The 18,456-nt window shown below is 70.0% G+C and carries 11 protein-coding genes; 6 read left to right on the plus strand and 5 right to left on the minus strand.

Going from position 1 to position 18,456, the window contains the following annotated elements:
* Positions 1–20 precede the first annotated feature (20 nt).
* From OV287_RS24350 to OV287_RS24370, 5 genes are all read left to right on the plus strand, one after another.
* Complete coding sequence (locus tag OV287_RS24350; protein WP_267536428.1) at positions 21–1,007, plus strand: hypothetical protein; 987 nt, start codon at positions 21–23, stop codon at positions 1,005–1,007.
* 189 nt (positions 1,008–1,196) lie between these two features.
* Complete coding sequence (locus OV287_RS24355) at positions 1,197–3,050, plus strand: ATP-binding protein (protein ID WP_267536429.1); 1,854 nt, start codon at positions 1,197–1,199, stop codon at positions 3,048–3,050.
* Positions 3,047–4,003: a FecR domain-containing protein gene (locus OV287_RS24360; protein WP_267536430.1), complete on the plus strand. Its 957-nt coding sequence runs from the start codon at positions 3,047–3,049 to the stop codon at positions 4,001–4,003. Before OV287_RS24355 ends, OV287_RS24360 begins: the two co-directional genes overlap by 4 nt.
* 4 nt (positions 4,004–4,007) lie before the next feature.
* On the plus strand, positions 4,008–5,930 hold the full coding sequence (locus OV287_RS24365) for a hypothetical protein (RefSeq protein WP_267536431.1): 1,923 nt from the start codon (positions 4,008–4,010) through the stop codon (positions 5,928–5,930).
* A 118-nt stretch (positions 5,931–6,048) separates the two neighbouring features.
* Positions 6,049–8,742 carry a COG1361 family protein gene (locus OV287_RS24370; RefSeq protein WP_267536432.1) on the plus strand — a complete coding sequence of 898 codons (2,694 nt, stop codon included), beginning with the start codon at positions 6,049–6,051 and terminating at the stop codon, positions 8,740–8,742.
* Between the two features lie 6 nt (positions 8,743–8,748).
* Here the strand turns inward: OV287_RS24370 and OV287_RS24375 are convergent, their stop codons facing one another.
* Together OV287_RS24375 and OV287_RS24380 are read right to left on the minus strand one after the other, a co-directional pair.
* Entirely contained in the window at positions 8,749–9,972 is a 1,224-nt protein-coding gene (locus tag OV287_RS24375) for a sensor histidine kinase (protein ID WP_267536433.1), read from the minus strand.
* A gap of 176 nt (positions 9,973–10,148) precedes the next feature.
* Positions 10,149–13,070 carry a TolB-like translocation protein gene (locus OV287_RS24380; protein ID WP_267536434.1) on the minus strand — a complete coding sequence of 974 codons (2,922 nt, stop codon included), beginning with the start codon at positions 13,068–13,070 and terminating at the stop codon, positions 10,149–10,151.
* 69 nt (positions 13,071–13,139) lie between these two features.
* Between OV287_RS24380 and OV287_RS24385 the strand changes: the two genes are divergently transcribed.
* Positions 13,140–14,423 (plus strand): hypothetical protein, encoded by a 1,284-nt coding sequence (locus tag OV287_RS24385; protein ID WP_267536435.1) that lies wholly within the window; start codon positions 13,140–13,142, stop codon positions 14,421–14,423.
* A 113-nt stretch (positions 14,424–14,536) separates the two neighbouring features.
* On the opposite strand, the gene OV287_RS24390 is transcribed toward OV287_RS24385, so the two are convergent.
* The 3 genes from OV287_RS24390 to OV287_RS24400 all read right to left on the minus strand — a co-directional run bounded on the left by OV287_RS24390 (position 14,537) and on the right by OV287_RS24400 (position 18,420).
* Entirely contained in the window at positions 14,537–14,932 is a 396-nt protein-coding gene (locus OV287_RS24390; RefSeq protein WP_267536436.1) for an SET domain-containing protein, read from the minus strand.
* 67 nt (positions 14,933–14,999) lie between these two features.
* Entirely contained in the window at positions 15,000–15,851 is an 852-nt protein-coding gene (locus tag OV287_RS24395) for a Rossmann-like and DUF2520 domain-containing protein (protein ID WP_267536437.1), read from the minus strand.
* A 4-nt stretch (positions 15,852–15,855) separates the two neighbouring features.
* A complete protein-coding gene (locus OV287_RS24400) occupies positions 15,856–18,420 on the minus strand; it encodes an AAA family ATPase (protein ID WP_267536438.1) in 2,565 nt (854 codons plus the stop codon).
* Positions 18,421–18,456 lie beyond the last annotated feature (36 nt).

Consider the following 18,456-nt stretch of genomic DNA (forward strand, 5'->3'; position numbering starts at 1 on the left):
CCGGGATGGAGCGAGGAATCATGTCTGCCTTCCAGAAGCTGTCGAAGGTGGCCGCGCGTTCGGGTGCGGCCCTGCTGTGTGCGGTGTCCGTGGTGGGGTGCGGCTCGTTGAGGCACTCCCACACGGTGGACGAGGAGTTCTCCAAGCGGCCCGTGTCGGAGGCACGGCCGGCCCGTGCAACCAGGGCCGAGGCCGCTCCCGAGCCCTCGCGGCCAGGGGAGAAGGCCTTTGGGGCCCGCTACGCGACCCCGGCGCAGTGCGAGGTGGCGGCGCGCAGGCTGCTGGCCTCGTCCCGGGACGAGGCGTGGGCGGCGCTGAAGTCGTGTGTCGAGCACACCCACTTCACGCTGCTCGACGCGCTGCTGCGCGATGCGTGGGCCGAGGAACTGCGGGTGCGGCCGGACGCAGCGCAGGTCATCGCTCAGGTGGTGGCCCAGCGCGGTGGCAGCGTGGAGGGAGAGCTGCCGAGGCTGCATGCGCGCAAGGTTCCCATCTTCGGGTTGTCGGCCGCCGTCGCGCAGCCGGACATCTACAAGGGGCGCTACCTGCTGCTGCGCGCCCAGGTGGCGGACGTGCGCAGCGAGGGCGACAGGCCCACGGTGTGGCTCGTCGAGCAGGGGCTGGGCTCGATGTCGCGTGAGCAGTCGGTGGGCTATGCGACCCGGAGGGACTCGGTGAGGGTGCACTCCGGTGCGGTCGGCGGGAACGTCGGGCTGCTCGGTCCGTCCAACCTGGACGGGCAGCTTGCCACCAGCGAGCGGGAGGTGAGCTCGAGTACGGTGGAGCGCTTCGACAACTTCTCCGACGAGACCGGCCGCGAGGCCCTCGGCCGCATGCAGAAGGCGGATCCGTTCTTCGCTCCGGGTAAGGACTTCGTCGTGCTCGCGCGCTTCGACGGGCTGCGCGTCACCTCCAGCAGCGAGGAGGAGGAGGACGAGGACGCGCCCAAGCTGCCGGTGCTCACCATCGTCAGCTACTACGCCCCGCATCCGCTCGTCGTGTACTGAGGCCGAGGCCCGGTCACGTGGGTTTTCCGCGTCTGACGAGCGCGCGGCGGTGCACAGTCGTCTGAGTCGAAGCGTCCGACTCCCAACGACTGCCACCCGCGCGCGTTCACGGTGCGACGTCCCACCGCACCCGCGTCGGATTCGATCGGCTCCCTGTGCTGCAATCGTCCGCGTTTGCTGGACAGGGGAATGGTCGTGCCCGTGCGCTTCGTCTCGAGATTGATGCTCGTGCTGGCTCTGGTGGGGGTCGTGCCCGTCTTGTTGCTCGGCGGGCTTTCCTTTCGCGCCAACCGCGATGAGTTGCACCGCCTGGTGGGAGGACTCCAGACACAGGCTGCCACGGAGCTTGCGCGCTCCTGCCGCCAGCTCGTCCTCACGGGCGTGGACAACCTGCGCGCCGCCACCGAGTACCTCCCACTCGAGGGCCTCGGACCCCAAGAGACCTCCGAGGTATTGAGCATCCCCCTGCGCCAGCTCGGGACCCTCAACCTGCTCGTGCTGGTGGACGCCCAGGGCCATGCCATCGCCCCAGCCGTGTTCTCGCCCGAGGGCGGTGGCAACCGGCAGCCCGTCACCGATGACTCGCGCGCGCTCTTCTCGCGCCAGGTGCCTGTGCAGGACGCCCTCTCCACGGGCGCGGCCATCGGCCCGCCGTACCGCGTCCCCGGGACGTCCGTGGGCCGCGTGGCGCTCGCGGTGCGCACGGGTGAGACCGCCTCGCGCCTGTTGCTCGCGGAGCTGTCACTCGCCGAGCTGGGACGCCAGGTGGCGGAGCTGTCCGGAGAGGACGGGCTGGCCTTCATCGTGGACTCCCGGGGCGCGCTGGTGGTCTCCGCGCACGGGCCGGGCGCGCTGAGCGAGGAGGAGCAGAGCCTCGTGGCCGAGGGCCTCTCCCGGCGCGAGCCCGTGGTGCGCACTGTGCGCAGCGTGGATGGGCTGGAGTACCTCGCCGCCTTCGTTTCCGTGCCGGACCTCGGCTGGGGCGCGGTGGTGGGCCGCAACGCGAGCACGGCTTTCGCACCCGCCGAGCACGTGCGGCGCTCGACGTTCTTCTGGGCGCTGATGGCGCTGGCGGCGACTGGGGTGCTTGGCTTCGTACTCGCCCGAGGCGTGAGCCAGCCCATTGCCCGGCTCTCCAAGGGCGTGGCCGCGCTCGCCGAGGGCCGCTATGGCGAGCGCGTCCCCGAGGAGGGCCGCGACGAGCTCGGACTGCTGGCCCGCTCCTTCAACCACATGGCCGGCGAGCTGCAACGGCGCGACGCCGAGCTGCGGCGCTGGAGCGAGGAGTTGCAGCAGCGCGTGGACGAGCGCACCCGGCAGCTTCGCGAGGCGCAGGATCAGATCGCTCGCACCCGGCGGCTGGCCGCACTTGGCTCGCTCAGTGCCGGCATTGCCCACGAGCTCAACAATCCGCTCACGGGCATCCTCGGCCTGCTGGCACTGTCGCGCGATGAGGTGCCCGCCACCTCGGCCGTGGGCCAGAGTCTGACGATGGCGCTCGAGCAGGCGCGCCGCATGGCGGGCATCATCCGGGAGCTGCGGCAGATGGCGGAGCAGGAGCGCGCGGGCGCGGGCCGGCCGTTGAACCCCGCCCAGCCGGTGCGGGCCGCGCTCCACGAGGTGCGCGAGGAGCTTCAGTCACGCGGGGTCACCCTGTCCTGCAAGCTGAGTGAGCAGGTGCCGCAGGTGCTCGGGCACGCGGATCAGCTTCAGAAGGTGGTGACGAACCTGCTGCAGAACGCCCTCACCGCGATGCCCTCGGGGGGCACGCTCTCCGTGGGGCTCGCGGCGGTGGAGGGCGACGCGGTGTGTCTGTCGGTGAAGGACACCGGCAAGGGCATCCCCGAGACGATGCGTGAGCGCATCTTCGATCCGTTCTTCACCACCAAGGACGAGCCCGGGCGAGTGGGGTTGGGACTGTCGGTGGCGCACCGCATCGTCGAGGCCCACCATGGCTGCATCCGGGTGGAGAGCGACGCGGGGCAGGGGACCACCATCACCGTCATCCTTCCCGCGGTCGGCGCGGAGGCACACCTCGCATGAGCACGAGATCGAAAGATTCACTGGGCCGGGCCCTGGCGCTTGGGCTGTGCCTGGTGTTCCTGCTGGCCATGGGGGGCTGGTTCTTCTTCGAGCGTTTCGGCGCCATCCCGCCGCAGCGGGCGAGACCCGTCGTGCCTGCCTCCGCCGAGTCGCGGCCCGTCCCGGCCGTGGTTCCGGACGTGCGCGCCACCGTTGTCGAGGTGGTGGGCTCGGTGGAGTGGGCCCACGATGGGAAGTGGGCAGCGCTGCAGGTGGGGCACCAGCTCGCTCCCGACGACTCGGTGCGTACCGGTCCCGGGGCGCGGGTGGATTTGAAGGTGGGGGACGAGGCCTCGCGCTTGTCCATCCCGGAGCGCTCCGAGGTGCGGGTGGGCGAGGTGACGCGCGCCGAGCACACCATCCAGCTGCAGCGCGGCCGCATCGACGTGGACTACCTCGGGCGGGAGGATCGGGTGCTGCGCGTGTGGAGTGAGAACGGAACGGTGGCCGAGACGCGGGCGGCGCGCTTCACCATGCTGCGCAGCGGAGCCAAGGTGGCGGTGGCTACCCGGGTAGGCTCGGTGAATCTGTCGTCCGCCGGCGTCACCGTCCAGGTGAGTGCCGGGCAGCAGTCGGTGGTGTTCGATGGCGCGAAGCCGCTCGCCGCGGAGCCCATCCCGCTGGAGGTGCTGCTGAAGGTCGCGTCCAAGGCCTCCGTCGCGGACTCGCTGTGTGTCTCGCTCTCGGGGAAGGTGCGCGTGGGGACGGAGGTGTTCGTGGAAGGTGAGCCCGCGGAGGTCTCCAGCGATGGCTCCTTCCGGGCGGAGGTCCCCCGCCGCGAGGGCCTCGGCCAGGTGAAGGTGGTGGCGAGGGAGCCCAGTGGAGAAATCCGGGAGCGGATGATGGCCTGCCGTCCGCGCGCCGGGCCACCGCAGGCGGAGTCGGTGAAGTTCCGCTGGGACGAGGCGCCCTGACGCCATGTGCTCGTGCTCGAGGTCTCTCCTGGTGGGGTTGCTGGTGGCCGTGTGGCCCGTGCTCGCGATGGGGGCGGAGGCCGTCCGCACGTCGCGAGGAAGCATCCGCATCCAGTGTGTCCCCGGGCATATGCTGCTCGGCGCGGACCGCGAGGCCGAGGTGCGCATCGAGCTGGAGCCCGAGGCCACCGGCCTCGAGCTGTTCGCCAGCCGTGGCGAGGTGGGGCCCGTGACGAAGGTGAAGCCGGGTGTCTTCCGTGCCACCTACGTGCCTCCGCGGCAGAGCCTTCCCGTGGAGGTCATCCTCGTCGCACTGGCGCGGGGAAAAGAGGGGGCACTCGATGGATGGGTGGTGCTTACGCTGTGGGGGCAGGGCGAGGCGGAGGTGCGCACCCGGGCCGGAGCTCCCGTCACGCTCCAAGTGGGGGGCCAGTCCTTCGGGCCTGTCCATGCGGACGCAACGGGCCTGGCGCGTATCCCCGTGGGGGTGCCGCCTGGAGTGCATGAGGCCTACTTCGGACGCAAGCGCATCGACCTCGGGGTTCCACCGCAGTCGTTCCTGCACGCCGTTGCCGAGCGCCGCGAGGTGCGGGCCGATCGCGAGGAGACGGTGGCCATCCGTCTCTACTCCTTGATGCCTGGGGAGAAGCCACCTCGCCAGGAGAACTTCTCCGTGTCGCGCGGCACCGTGAGCACGCTGGTTGAGCTGGAGCCGGGCGTGTTTCTCCTGCGCTGGACCGTACCCCCTGGACCCGCCGCGAGCCTGGAGCTGAAGGGCTCGGCGACCGGAGACAGACGGGGGGCAGTGAGCGTGCGGTTGGCGGCGGTGCCCGGCCCGGCACGGCACTTCGAGATGCGGGTGGACCGCGAGGAGCTCGTGGCCTCCGAGGAGGTGCGGGTAACAGTGGAGGTGTCCACCCGGGACGCCGTCGGCAACCCGGCACGTGCCGACCTGCGGCTCGAGTCCGACTTCGCGGGAGAGGGCGTGCTCACCGAGCGCCAACCGGGAGCGTATGCCGGGGTCTTCAGCCTCGCGCCTCGTTTTGGCACACGGGAGCAGGTCGAGCTGCGGCTGCTCGCGGATGGAGCCTCGGCTCCCGTGCTGACGCGGACCTTGAGGTTGCGCTCCGCCGCGCCTGCGCGGGTGTCGGTGGACCCATTGCATTCGCTGCTCATGGCGGATGGCCGGTCGGAGGCGGTCTGGCGCATCTCCGTGGCGGACCGCTTCGGCAACCCGGTGCGCGAGCCCTGGCCCGAGGCCGTGCTTGCTCGGGAGTTGGCGAGCTCGCTGCTGTCGAAGGAGCCGGGCACGTACGAGCTGCGGTACGTGCCGCCCGAGGCCCGCATGGATCATCTCTCCGAGCTGGAGGTGCGGGTGGGGGAGGTGCATGGACGCGGAACACTCCAGCTCTTGCGCCGCCGTCCGATGCTGCTGGTGGCGCCGAGGGTGGGCCTGGTGACGAACCTCGGGGATGTGCTGGCGCCATCCGCGGGGCTGCGGCTGGAGGTGTGGCCGCTGCGCAGTTGGCCGGCCGTGGGGCTGCTGCTCGACACCGGTTACCTGGGGTTCTCGCGGACGGGGGGCTCGGCGGCGCCGGGCTTCACGGGGCGCAACGAGTGGCTCGACACCACCGTGGCGGTGGGCTGGCGCACGCTGAAGGAGCAGGGGCTTCAGGGCTGGGTGGCGGCGGGACCGTCATTGGCCCGGGTAAGCAGCCGTGCGGCGTGGAGCGAGGGGCCCATGCTGGAAGAGGGCACGTGGGTGTTGGGCGCGCAGGCGATGGTGGGGGCTGGCCTCCCGCTCGGACGGGGACAGCCCTTCGTCGAGGCGCGTTTCTGCTGGTTCGATGATCCGTCCCTGAGCGTGCTGCGTGGTGCGCTGTGGGGCGGTGGTCTCCACCTGGGGTATCGCCTTGAGCTCATCTGATCGCGGTTTCTCTTCGTTTTTCGTACTCCTCGCCTTGTCTGTCCTGGGGGCTGCCTGTGTCCGGGAGCCGGGTTCCGAGCAGGATCCTCGTCCCCAACGCGTGGTGCCGGCCTGGGGGATGAACACGGAGCCGGTCTCCGTGCTCATCAAGGGGGAGAACTTCCTGCCACGCGCCACCCAGCACATTGGTGGCGAGGCGCCGGTGACGATGGATGCACATTTCGAAGCCTTCCTTGGCGACGTGGCCCTCGAGGAGGTCACGTGGGTGGATGGCCGCACGCTCCAGGCCCGAATCCCCGCGGGGCTCGCGCCGGGCTGGTACTCGCTGGTGGTGGCGGGGCCCGTGGGACGGCGCGTGGAGGTGCCGCGGGCGTATCTGTCCTCGGTTGTGCCGCTCGCACGGCTGGAGGCGCAGGCCTCGCTGGCGCAGGTGGATGTGTCGGTGGAGCAGCGGACCTGGCTGACGCTGACGGTGGAGAACACGGGGGAGGCGGCGGCGCTCTCGGTTGCTCCGGTGTTGAGCATCACAGGCGAGGGGAGGGTAGCGGTCATCTCGGAGCCCGGGCCCGCGGACATCGCCGCGGGCGCGAGCGCGTCCTTCGCGTGGGAGCTCGAGGCGGCCGAGCCAGGAGATGTGAGCTTCTCTCTGCAGGCCCTGGGACGCGAGGAGATGACGGGAGCGGAGCTACGAGCACCGGTCGTGGAGACGGGGCCGCTGCGGATACGCGAGCCTGTGCAATTGCCCGGAGCGCTGGTGGCGAGATTCTTCCCCCTGCCCCCGAGCGTCAACGTGGGGCAGGAGTTCGACATCGAACTGGAGGTGACCAACCCGGGTGATGTGGCGGTGCTCGGGGTGAAGCCCGAGGCCACGAGCTCCTCGGGAACGGGCGAGGTGACGCTGGCGCAAGGGTCGCAGCCGGAGCCGGCGAGCGTGGACATTCCCGGCAAGGGACGAGCGGTGTTCCGTGCACGCCTCGTTGGCTCGCGCGAGGGCTCATGCGTCTTCCACGCGGGGGCTCGCGGGGTGGAGCAGACGAGTGGGGCCCCGGTGGTGGCCTCGCCCGTCAACTCTTCCACGGTGATCGTGCGGTGGTCCTCGGCGCTCACCGCTACGCTCTCGGCGCCCTCCCGCGTCAAACCGGGAAACACCTTCGGTGTAAGCCTGAAGGTCACCAACACCGGGAGCACCGTGGCCCAGGGAGTGACTCCCTCGCTGCCGGAATCGAGCACCAACGTGGCGGAGCTTCTCAGTGGACCGAACTCCGCTCCGTTGGAGCTCGCGGGTGGGGCCAGTACCACCTTCACCTGGAGCTATCGCGCCGCCAAGCCGGGCAAGGCGTCCTTCAGCGCGGAGGCTGGTGGCCGGGACGGAAACACGGGAGCGGTCGTTGTCGCCGGGCCGGTCTCATCGGGTGAGGTCATCATCGTGCCCGAAGTGGAGCAACTCCTCCCGGATCCCCTCGGAGATGGCTCGCCCTTTGCCCATGTCCTCGGCTACGACGGCCGCGTCTATGTCGGCCCCAACAAGAGTGGCACCGGGGGCGTGAGCGTGGACCTGGACGGGCGCGGAGGCCGCAGCTTCGGATTCTTCCTACTCAAGGACACCGCGGGCAACTTCAGCCAGAACGCCTCCGCGGCGCCCTATCCGTCCATCGGCGCGACGGGCTGCAGGATCAATACGTCCGAGTGCGGCCCGGACAACGAGGATGGTCGCGGCTTCTTCTTCTCCGGCCGGGTGGGGACGCAGGAGTGGCTGGGGCTTGGCGGCGCCAAGAGCGGGGGGAGTCTGGACTACGTCTACCTCGGCCAGGACACCGATGATCTGAACACGATGTACATGCGGCACCTGGATCTCTCGGTCGTGCTCGGGTCTCAGACGCGGGGCTTCTCCGCGGCCCTCTTCTTCCAGGATCGCCTCTACCTCGGCTTTCCAGACACTGGAGGCAGCCGGCCCTACCTCCTCGTCGTCAAACGGCTCCCCATGGTGGATCCCGGCTACAACGCCTCCTCGGGGATGGATGTGGAGAACCTGACGGCCGACGAGATGCCCGGCATCAGCGTGGGCGGCTCACCGAGGAACACCGCCCCCATGCAGATGATCGACACCATGGCCGGGTTCAATGCTCGTCTCTACCTGGCCAACAATGGCGGGTGCGTCCGCTCGACGACGCCCACGCCGCGCTCCTACGGCTTGTTCCCGGGGGATTGGGCCTCCTGCACGCCTTCACTTCCGGCGTGGAACTCGCGCACCGGCAGGACGACCACCAAGACGGCGGACCTCGAGCCGGCGGACAAGGCCGTGCCGCAGCTGGCCGTGTTTCAGGGGCGGCTCTACCTCGCGCGCAACACCACGAGCAGGGCGGGGGTGAGAGGGCCGCAGCTCTTCGTGTGCAACCCGGACAAGACGGGCTCCACCGGGGACTGCGATCCGGGGGACTGGTCCCTCGTGGCCCCCAACTCCACGGGGGACACGCAGTTCACCCAGTTCAACGACCCGGACAACGTCTCGCTCTCGCTCCTGGTGGTCACCGCCAATGGCCTCTACCTAGGCTTCGACAATGCATCGCGGGGCGTGGTGCTGCTGCGCGCCTCCACGCCTGCCCCCCTCAACCGGAGCGACTTCACGGGACTGGCGGGATGCTCCGCTGCGCAGTTCCCCGCCGGGTGCGCGGGTCTGGGCGGCAATGGGCTGGGCGCGGGCGCCACGCGCATCTTCGATGGCAAGGCGCTCGGTGTCAGCGGCAGCGAGTCCGTCTACCTCACCGCCGGCAATGGCACTGGGCCGGCGGGGCTCTTCCGGCTGATGGACTGAGCCGCCTCACGGCGCCGCGGCGCTCGTGGTCTCCAGGGGCATCGCGGCGCGGGAGGCGCGCACGTGCGGGGGCAGGGAGAGGCGGAACGTGGTGCCCTCGCCCACGCGGCTGTCCACGGTGATGCTCCCGTCGAATGCCTCAACGATGGATTTGCAGATGAAGAGGCCCAGCCCCGTGCCCTCGCCCGAGGGCTTGGTGGTGAAGAAGGGCTCGAAGAGGTGCGCCATGTTCTCGGCGGGGATGCCCAGGCCGGTGTCCCCCACCTCGGCGCAGGCCTCTCCATTGGGGCCCGTCCACAGCCGGACGCGGATCTCATGATCGCAGCCATCGTCGGGGATGGCCTGGGCCGCGTTGACCACCAGGTTGAGGAACACCTGGGCCAGACGTGCCTCGTTGGCCCGCACCAGCGGCGCGTCCTGGTAGTCGCGCACGACGCGGGCGCGGTAGCGGATGTGCACCAGCGCCATCTTCAGGGCCGCGTCGAGCACCTCGCGCAGGTCCACCAGCATGCTCGAGTCGTCCGGGTTGCGAGCAAAGGCCTTCACATCTCGCGCGATGTCGCGCACGCGCTCGGCGCCGTCGCGGATGTCGCGCAGGGTGCTCTCCACCGCCTTCATGCGCGCGGCCAGCGCGGTCAGCTCCGGACCCGAGCCCTCGCGCGCCTGCCGCTGGAGGCCCTCGCGCAGGGAGGGCAGCTCCTCGTCCAGCCAGTCCAGGTTGGAGAGGATGTAGGCCAGGGGCGTATTCACCTCGTGCACCACGCCTGCGGCCAGCAGGCCGAGCGAGGCCAGGCGATCTGCCTGCACCAGCATGGCCTGCATGCGCTCGTGCTCCTGGCGCAGCCGGTATTGCTCCAGGGCCAGCTTGAGGCGGTGCTCCAGTGCATCCACCTCGAAGGGCTTGAGCAGGTAGTCAAAGGCTCCCAGGCGCAGGGCTTCGATGGCGCTGTCCACGTTGCCGTAGGCCGTGACGATGAGGGCGTTGCAGCCGGGCTGTACCGAGCGCAGCCACTTGAGGAACTCCAGGCCGTTCTCGCCCGGCAGGTTCTTGTCGATGAGCGCGCAGGCGAAGGTGTGCTTCGCTGCGAGCTGGCGCGCGGTGGCGGCGTCTGGAGCCAGGACGGGCACGGCGCCGGTGCGCTGCACAATGAAGGAGAGGATGGTGCGCAGCGACGGCTCATCGTCCACGATCAGCACGGACTCGGGAGCGGGATTGGCACTCGTTCGCATTGGTGTCTGACACCCCCACCCTTTGATCGTTTTTTCAGAGGGTGCGACAAACTGCGATCGACTCCTTGGGAGTGCAAGGGAGCAAGCTCAATCCAACCTTCACGGCATTTGCGGAAAGGTCGGAAGGGTTGACGAGTGGACAGCGAGGTGGCTTCGAAGGGGAGCGAGTCCTACAGCTACAACGCGAAGCCCACCAGGTGCAGGTCCCCCAGCCCGTCATCGAAGCGCCGGGCGTATTGGTAGAAGAGGGAGAAGGGGACGGCCTGCCCGAAAGTGGTGCGCAGGAAGACCGCGCCGCCCACGGCCCGGTGGTTGTCCCTCAAGTCGGTGCGGGCAAAGGAGCCAAAGGCCTCCAGCTCCACCTGGCTGATGAAGAAGGAGGGGCCCAGCCAGAAGAAGGACGTCCAGCCGTAGTCGATGATGATGCGGTAGCGGTAACGCGCCATGGCGATCATGACGCTGGTTGCGCTGAGGGCGAAGTCCTCGTAGCCGCGCAGGAACTCGGAGAAGGAGGTACCCGGCCGGAGGCGCAGCGGCAGGTCGCGCGTGTCACCGGGGCCCTGCCGGTACATGAGGGCCGTGCCGGACTGGATGCCGCCCACCTGGAGCAGCCCCTCGGGGGCGTTGGGCAGGACGCGGGCGATGGCGGTGAGCTGGAGGTTGTCGCGCTGGAGCAGGGGAAGGCCCGGCACATAGGCGGTCACCTCGGCGCGCACGTCCGCGAAGGGGTTGGCGTTGTCGAAGGCGAGCGGGTACACGCCGGCGCCCAGTGACAGGCCCAGTCCCCGCTGCGTGCCACCATAGGAGGTGCTCTCCCCGGCGAAGTAGGAGATGGCGGCCTCGGGTCCGAGGATCGACGTGCGCACGGCGGGGTCCGTGGAGGTGGCGTAGTAGTCCCGGCGCAGCGCCAGCAGGCTGAGGCTCACGGGCGTGGTCCAGAAGGTGCGGGACGTGGACAGCGAGGCCTGTAGATCCCTCTGGCCTTCCTGGACGATGCGCGCCACGGTCAGCCCCGTGTACCAGGGCGCCGTCAGGGCGGTGGCGTAGCTGAAGGAGACGCTGACATCTCTCAGCTTCGAGTTGCCCTCGGCCAGCAAGGCGTACTGGTGGAAGCCCAACCTGTCCTGCCCAGCGAGGGCCACGCCGCCGTAGAAGACGGGCCTGGTTGCGTCATCCTCATCGGGGAGCGCGTAGAAGTAGGGGGCGCGAAGCTCCGGCAGGAAGAAGTGCTCCAGCGGCGAGTAGGGCTCGTCGGAGAGGATGTCCAGCTCGTGCCCTTGGTACGGGGCCGACGCCTTCGAGGTGGCCTCGGCCGGCGCGGGAGTGGGGGAGGGCGCCTGGGCGATGGCCTCGGAGGGCGCCACCGGGGCGATGGGAGCGCGGTCCAGCGAGAAGTCGAAGTGATCGCGGTTGAGGAAGACCACTTCCGAGTTCCCGGCCGGGGCCACGTCCATGACGAGGTGCGGCGCATCGGTGATGCGTACCGGCTCACCGCCGGCCACCTCGAGGACATGGGCCTGCCACCGGCCCTCATGCACGCGCTGGAAGACGATCCGGCCCGCATCCAGCCAGCGGGGGGCGTAGTTGAAGTGCGTATCATCCGTGAGCGTGCGCACGGTGCCATCGGCCTCGAGCAGCGCGAGGTTCCATCCCTGCTCCGTCATCCGGGGGAAGACGACGCGCCCGTCCGCTGCCACCGAGGGGGGTCCGAGGGAAGAGTGCCCCTCGAAGCGCGTGAGCGGTGTGCTCTCTCCGGTGGCGAGCTCCAATCGGTGGAGGTTGGCAGTGTCGCTCTCGACGTGGACGAAGACGTAAGCGCTGCCATCAGGGGTGACGCTGCCGCCCATGCCCTTGATGCCCTCCCAGGTCTTCACCACCTCGCCGGTGCGCGCGTCCACCTGCCACACCCGCGAGAGGTAGCTGCCCAGCGAGTCGATGTCCGCGGCCACGAGGAAGAGGGAGGCACCGTCGGAGGTGAAGGACAGGCCGCTCATGAGGGTGGGGAAGGTGGCGATCCACCGGCGCCCGGGGAGGAACTGGGTGAGAGAGCGGCTGAAGCGCACGGAGCCGTCATGCTCGCGCACGGTGAGGTGGGCGACCTGATCTCGGCCCGCGTCCACGGTAGCGGTGGCGCCGTCCGGCGAGGCGGCGAGCCGGGCGAAGTAGCCCACCTTCGGGGCGAGCACTTGCTGGGAGGCGGGGCGCTCGCGCCGCTGCGTCTTCTGGGCGAGTGCCCAGGTGAACTCATCGAAGAGCTCGCCGAGGTCGCGGCCGTACACGCTGTCGAAGCGCAGCGTCAGCGCGAGCGGGGGGACGAGCGTCTCTCCCTGCTTCTCCACCAGCTGCCACAGCCGCTCCTCACCGTAGCGCTCCGCGAGCCACGCCACGAAGTAGCTGCCGGTGAGGTAGTTGCCGCCGAGCGGATCCATCCGCCGGTGCTCCGGGGAGAGGTAGCCGGGATTCAGGTTGCCGCCGAGCGCCTGGGAAGCGGCCTCGAAGTAGCCGCGCCACAAGGGGCTGTGGGGGCGGCCCTGGGACTTGCCCAGCCGTCCCTCGTAATAGGTGGCGAGCCCCTCGAGGAACCAGGACTCCGTCATGGTGTTGGGCTGGAAGAGGCCGCCGGTGATGGTGTTGAGCAGCCACCAGATGCCGTGCGTCTGCTCGAGCTGCACGTAGTGCACGGACTCGTGGCAGCCCACTTCGCCCAGCTCCGAGGGGCCGAAGCCCATCAGGTTGAAGAGCTCCAGCGACATGTGCGCTGGCATCACCATCTGCTGGGGGATGCTGGTGTAGTCCGGGCTGACGTACGCGTTATTGAAGTCCGCGCCCGTCAGGTAGACGAGCACCCGCTCCTGGTGGCCGGGCTTCCGGGGAAGGCTGCGCAGGCGCTCGACACAGTCCTCCAGGCGAGCGGCGATGCGCAGGGCCGCTGGCCGCAGCTGGGCCGGGTAGTAGAGCTCCAGCGTGCGCGTGGAGAGCTTGCGCATGTCCGACCGGGCGTACTCCGCCTGGACGTTCTGGGAGAAACGGGGTGTGACGAATGCACACCCGGCGAGGGAGAGGAGGAGCAGCAGGAGGGGGGGGAGGCGGCAGGGCATGCGCCCCCCATCCTAGGTGCGGCGACAAATCGTGGCGATGAACTTGGTTTTCGCGATAAGGAGCCGTCCATGGCCTTTCCTGCCCCTCCCCATGTCCAATCCGCCCAGGCCCAGGTCGCCGCGGCCCTCCAGCAGGTCGAGGGCAAGCCGGTGGATCTCCTCACGGTCTCCTGGACGGAAGTGGAGACGTCCATCCCCAAGCTGCTCGGCGGTGCCTTCCAGCCGAACGATCCGAACCACCAGGGCCTGGCCTTGGGTCTTGCCGGTGCGCTCGCCGAGCGCCTGGGCAAGGAGCACAACGCGTTCTGGTTCGTGAACCGGGACTCTCCTGAGGGGGCCTCGCTGGGCTTCCCCGAGGTGCCGATCGTGCTCTCGCCGTTTGGCGAGGTGATGAACGCGCTGGTGGCGGGCAAGCTGTCGCGGCTGGACGAGGTGGCCGCGGGCATTCGCCGCACGCTGGGCGAGGCGCGCTTTGGCGCCGCCGGCAATCGGCCGAAGCTGGGCCCCGCGGACTACCAGCGCATGGTGGATCCGGGCTTCATGCAGTTCCTGGTGGTGGATCCGGCCAAGGCGCAGAAGACGCTCGACACGAAGCCGGACGCGCTGGCGCGGGACATCCGTGAGGCGATCGGCCGCGCCACGAAGCTGCCGCCCGAGGTGCGCAAGCAGTTCGAGGGTCAGGTCGTCGCCGTCCTCCAGCAGATGGATGCGACCAAGTCGCTGGCGGAGCAGGTGGAGCTGGCCCCGCGCATCGCGGAGCTGATGATCCACCTGTTCGCCACGCAGGGGAACACCGGCGCGGCGCAGAACGAGTTCTGGGGCCAGCTGATCCTCCCGCTGGTCTTCATCGGCGCGCCGCAGAGCTTCCCGCCGGTGGACGAGGAGGAGCTGGAGGCCTTCAACCAGGGCGTGCCGCCGCTGGAGCTGTTCGTGGACGTGGTGCCGCACACGGTGCAGGCGCCGGACGACGGGCTGCTGGGCGCCTTTGATCGTTCCGAGGTGGGGCTGGTGCACCCGTCCTTCGAGCGCGCGGGAGTGCAGCGCTTCCTGAAGCTGAAGGTGGATCGCCTCAAGCCGCTGCTGGAGAAGTTCGACGCGAACCAGATGGTGGACGCGGTGCGCCGCTTCACCAAGTACATGGAGGAGAAGGCGGGCAAGGGCGCGCCGCCCAACCCGCAGAACGAGGAGATGCTGAAGGCGGCCACGGTGCTGCTGACGGATCTCAAGCGGGCGGTGACCGAGGCCAAGGGCGAGCTGTGCCTGCGGCAGATCACCGAGGCCGACGCCATGTCCGAGCAGGTGGTGGCGGAGATTCGTCAGGCGCTCAGCGCGCCGCGCATCATCCTGGCCTGAGTCGCCAGCTACTTCCCCTCTAACCACCCTCTCCCTCTGGGAGAGGGCCGGGGTGAGGGTTTTCGAGAAAGGGGCCAGACGGAACCACCCGTCGGCCCCTTTTGCATTTCCACCTACTCCATGCGCTCGGGCTCGATGATGCCCGCGAACGGCGCCCAGCTGTCCTCCATGGTGGAGTAGTCGTCGGTGAGCTCCTCGTCCTTGGCGATGTCGCGCAGGGCGAGCGTGAAGTGCCGGGTGGGATCGTTGCCGCAGCTCGGGTTGGGCGAGTGGTTCATGAAGCGCCCGTGGTCGCCGCAGAGCACGAGGGTGCCGCGCTCGCTGTAGGCGTAGCGCGCGAGGAACTCCTTCATCTTCGGCGGCATCTTCGCCACATCGGCGGGCGTGAAGCGCTGATCGAGCGGCTCATCGAACCCCCAGACGACAGTTCCCTTGGGGATGGGCTCGCCCGCGAACAGGCCAATGCCGTGAATGTTCGAATGGGAGATGTAGGTCTTCACTCGCATCATGATGCCTCTCCGCCTCGGACTTCGTAGGTATCCCTGTGGGACCCCTCTAATCACGGTGGCGCGACGCTCAAAGGGGGTCGGAGGCGAGCAGTCTCTCCAGAGTGGCGAGAGCATCGTGCGGCAGACGGTGTCCCACGAGCCGCAGTCCGCGCCGAGACAGTGGCCGGTAGACAGTGGCAACCTCGGGCGGGAGCGCCGCGAGGTGTGCTGTCACCACGCCCGCGTCCCCCCGGGCGATGGGGCCGGTGTAGCCCGCCGCCAGTCCCCGAGCCTCCACGCCTCTGAGTGCCGAGCGCGTCAGGGGCAGGAGCGCGGCCAGGGCGTCCTCCTCGGAGATGCCGGCGGCGCGGAAGGCCTCCACGGCCGCGGAGAGGGCGGCCACTACGCCCCCCGCGCTCAGCACGGCCCCGGCATGGTAGGCAGCGCGCTGCTTCTCCGGCACCCGCAGGGCACGCAGGCCTACGTCCTTTGCCATCCGCTCCAGCGCTTCGCGCAGCCAGCGAGAGCGGGTGCTGAGGGCCACTGAGTTTCCGGCCAGCGAGTCGCGCGGATCCGACACCGCCACCAGTGGATGGAAGGATCCGAGCACCTTGCCGCGCGGAGGACCCAGGGCCTCCAGCGACAGGGCGCCCGCGCAGTGCACCAGGGCGGCACCTCGCGCCAGCCGGGGTTTCAGCTCCTCGGCCACCGCGGGAACGGTCTTGTCCGGCACGCACAGCAGGCACACCCGGGCCTGGGCCAGGTCTTTCTCGGTGGCGGGCTTCAGCCCCAGCTCGAGCGCACGGCGCCGGCTCTCCTCGGAGCGCGCCAGCACGCGCACGGGCCAGCGCTTCGCGGCGAGCGCGAGGGCCAGCGCACCGCCCAACCGGCCCACTCCCACCACCACCACCTTTGGACGGCTGGGGCGCGGGGGGCTCACGGGCTCAGCGGCTCTCGCGCAGGAACTGCAGCTCTCCGGCCTGCACGGACACCTGGACCCGGTCGCCCGCCATGAACTCGCCAGCGAGGATCCGCTCGGCCAGGGGCGCCTCCACCAGCCGCTGCATCACCTGGCGCATGGGCCGGGCGCCCAGCTTCGGGTCGAACCCGCCCGACTTCAGCAGCAGCTCCACCACCTCGGCCCCAGCCGCGTAGGTGATCCCCTTCTCCGTGGTCAGCCGCCGGCTGCTCTCCTCCAGCAACAGGGTGGCGATGCGGGCCACCTGCTCCTCGGTGAGAGGCCGGAAGGGGAGCCGCTCGTCAATGCGGTTCCACAGCTCGGGCGGCAGGGACTGGCGCGCGGTGGCGCTCGCGGCGTCCATGTCGTTCTGCGCCTTGCTCGCCTCCGCCGCCGCGGAGCCGAAGCCCAGCGTGCGGCTGGTCTTGTGGAAGGCGTCCGCGCCCAGGTTCGTCGTGAGGATGATGACCGTGTTCGAGAAGTCGATGTGCCGGCCCTTGCCGTCCGTGAGGCGGCCTTCCTCCAGCACCTGGAGCAGCAGCAACTGCACCTCGCGGTGGGCCTTCTCGATCTCGTCCAGCACCACCACGCACGAGGGCCGGCGGCGCACGGGCTCGGTGAGCTGACCCCCATCGCCATAGCCCACGTAGCCCGCGGGCGAGCCGATGAGGCGCGAGACGCCGTGGCTCTCGGACATCTCGCTCATGTCCAGGCGCACCAGCGAGTCCTTGCTACCGAAGAGCACCTCGGCCAGCCCGCGCGCCATCTCCGTCTTGCCCACGCCCGTGGGGCCCAGGAAGAGGAAGGAGCCCATGGGCCGGCGCGAGGCGAAGCCCGCGTAGTTGCGGCGGATGACGCGGGCGATGCGGGAGATGGCCTCCTCGTGGCCGATGACGCGCTCGCCCAGGTCCGCCTCCAGCCTCAGCAGCCGCGCCGAGTCCGTCATCAGCAGACGCTCCTCGGGGATGCCGGCGATCTTCGCCACCACCCGCGCCACGTCCGAGGCCTCCACCAGCTCCTTGCCCTCGCGGCGGCTGCGCGAGCCGGCCAGGTCCACCACGGAGATGGCCTTGTCCGGCATGAAGCGCTCCGTCACGTAGCGCGATGCCAGCGACGCGGCCGCCTCCAGGGCTTCGGGGGCGTAGCGCAGGCCGTGGTGATCCTCGTAGCGGCCGATGATGCCCTGGAGGATCTCCACCGTCTCCGGCACCGACGGCTCGTGCACCACCACCGGGGTGAAGCGTCGCTCCAGCGCCGGGTCCTGCGAGATGAACTTGCGGTACTCGTCGTGCGTGGTGGCGCCGATGCAGGGGAACTCGCCACGCGCCATGGCCGTCTTCAGCTCGTTGGCGGCGTCCTGCGGACCCTCGCCCGTGGAGCCCGCGCCCACCAGCGTGTGGATCTCATCGATGAACACCACCACGCGGCCGTCGGCGCGCCGCACCTCTTCCTTGAGGGCGTTGAGCTTCTCGGAGAACGAGCCGCGCAGCTGCGTGCCCGCCACCAGCGTGGCCATGTCCAGCTCGAGGAGGATCTTCTCGGCCAGGGTGCCGCGCAGCTCCAGCAGCCGCTGGGCCACGCCCTCCACCACGGCCGTCTTGCCCACGCCCGCCTCGCCCAGCAGGCACGGGTTGTTGGTGCGCCGCTTGCCCAGGATGTCGATGACCTCCTCGATCTCCTTGGCGCGGCCCACCACGGGATCCAGCTTCCCCTCCTGAGCGAGCCGGCTCAGGTTGCGGCCCAGCGAGGTGAGCAGAGGGAAGCGTTTCTCGTCGAGCACCAGCGATGGAGCGGGGGCGCGAGCCGGGACGGGAGCCGGCCGGGGCGTGACGGCGGGCAGGGAAGTCGGCGTGGCCGGAGCCGTCACGGGTGGGGCGGGCGCCAGGACGGCGGGAACTGGCGGAGGGGTGCGCGTGGGCAGCGGGGGCACCGGCGTGGGCTCGGCGGCACCGGGCACATCCTCGTTCACCTCGTCGATGAGGTCGCGCGGGGAGAGCGCGGGCCGGGACGGCGTCCGGGGCGCCACGGGGGCGGGACGCGCGGCGAGCGCCAGGGCGGAGGCGGGCGGCGCCGAAGGGGGCGCCCCCAGGGGCCGGTTGGGGCGGGGCATACCCACCGCCATCGAAGGGTTGCGGCCCGGCTGGAGCCTCCGGGGCATGCTCCCGCTGAGACAGTAGGAGAGGGCGGTGTTGCCCAGGTTGATGAGGTGCAGGCCCGCCTTGGCCATCAGCTCGCTGGCGGCGCAGCGCACCCGGGTGAAAGCCACCAGCAGGTGCATGCAGTCCGTCTCTCGGGCGCCGCTGCTCTGGGCGATCTCCCTCGCCCGCATGCATAGCTCCCGCACGAGCCCGTCCTGCTCCGAGGGCTGCGACGTCATCCTCTCCAGGAGGCTGTCCTCGTCGACCCCCTTCTCCTTCAAGAGGAGCTGCGCCCGGTTCTCCACCGTGAACAGCGCCAGCAGCACGTGCGCCGAGGTAGGCTTCTGTGCCACGCTCTGGGCGATGTCATGGGCTTCGTGGAGTACCTGAGCGAGATCCGTGCTGTCGACCATTCGAGTTCCGGCAGGCGGGCAGGCGAGCACATACAC

The organism is Archangium lansingense, assembly GCF_026626635.1.
Lineage (GTDB): Bacteria > Myxococcota > Myxococcia > Myxococcales > Myxococcaceae > Archangium > Archangium lansingense.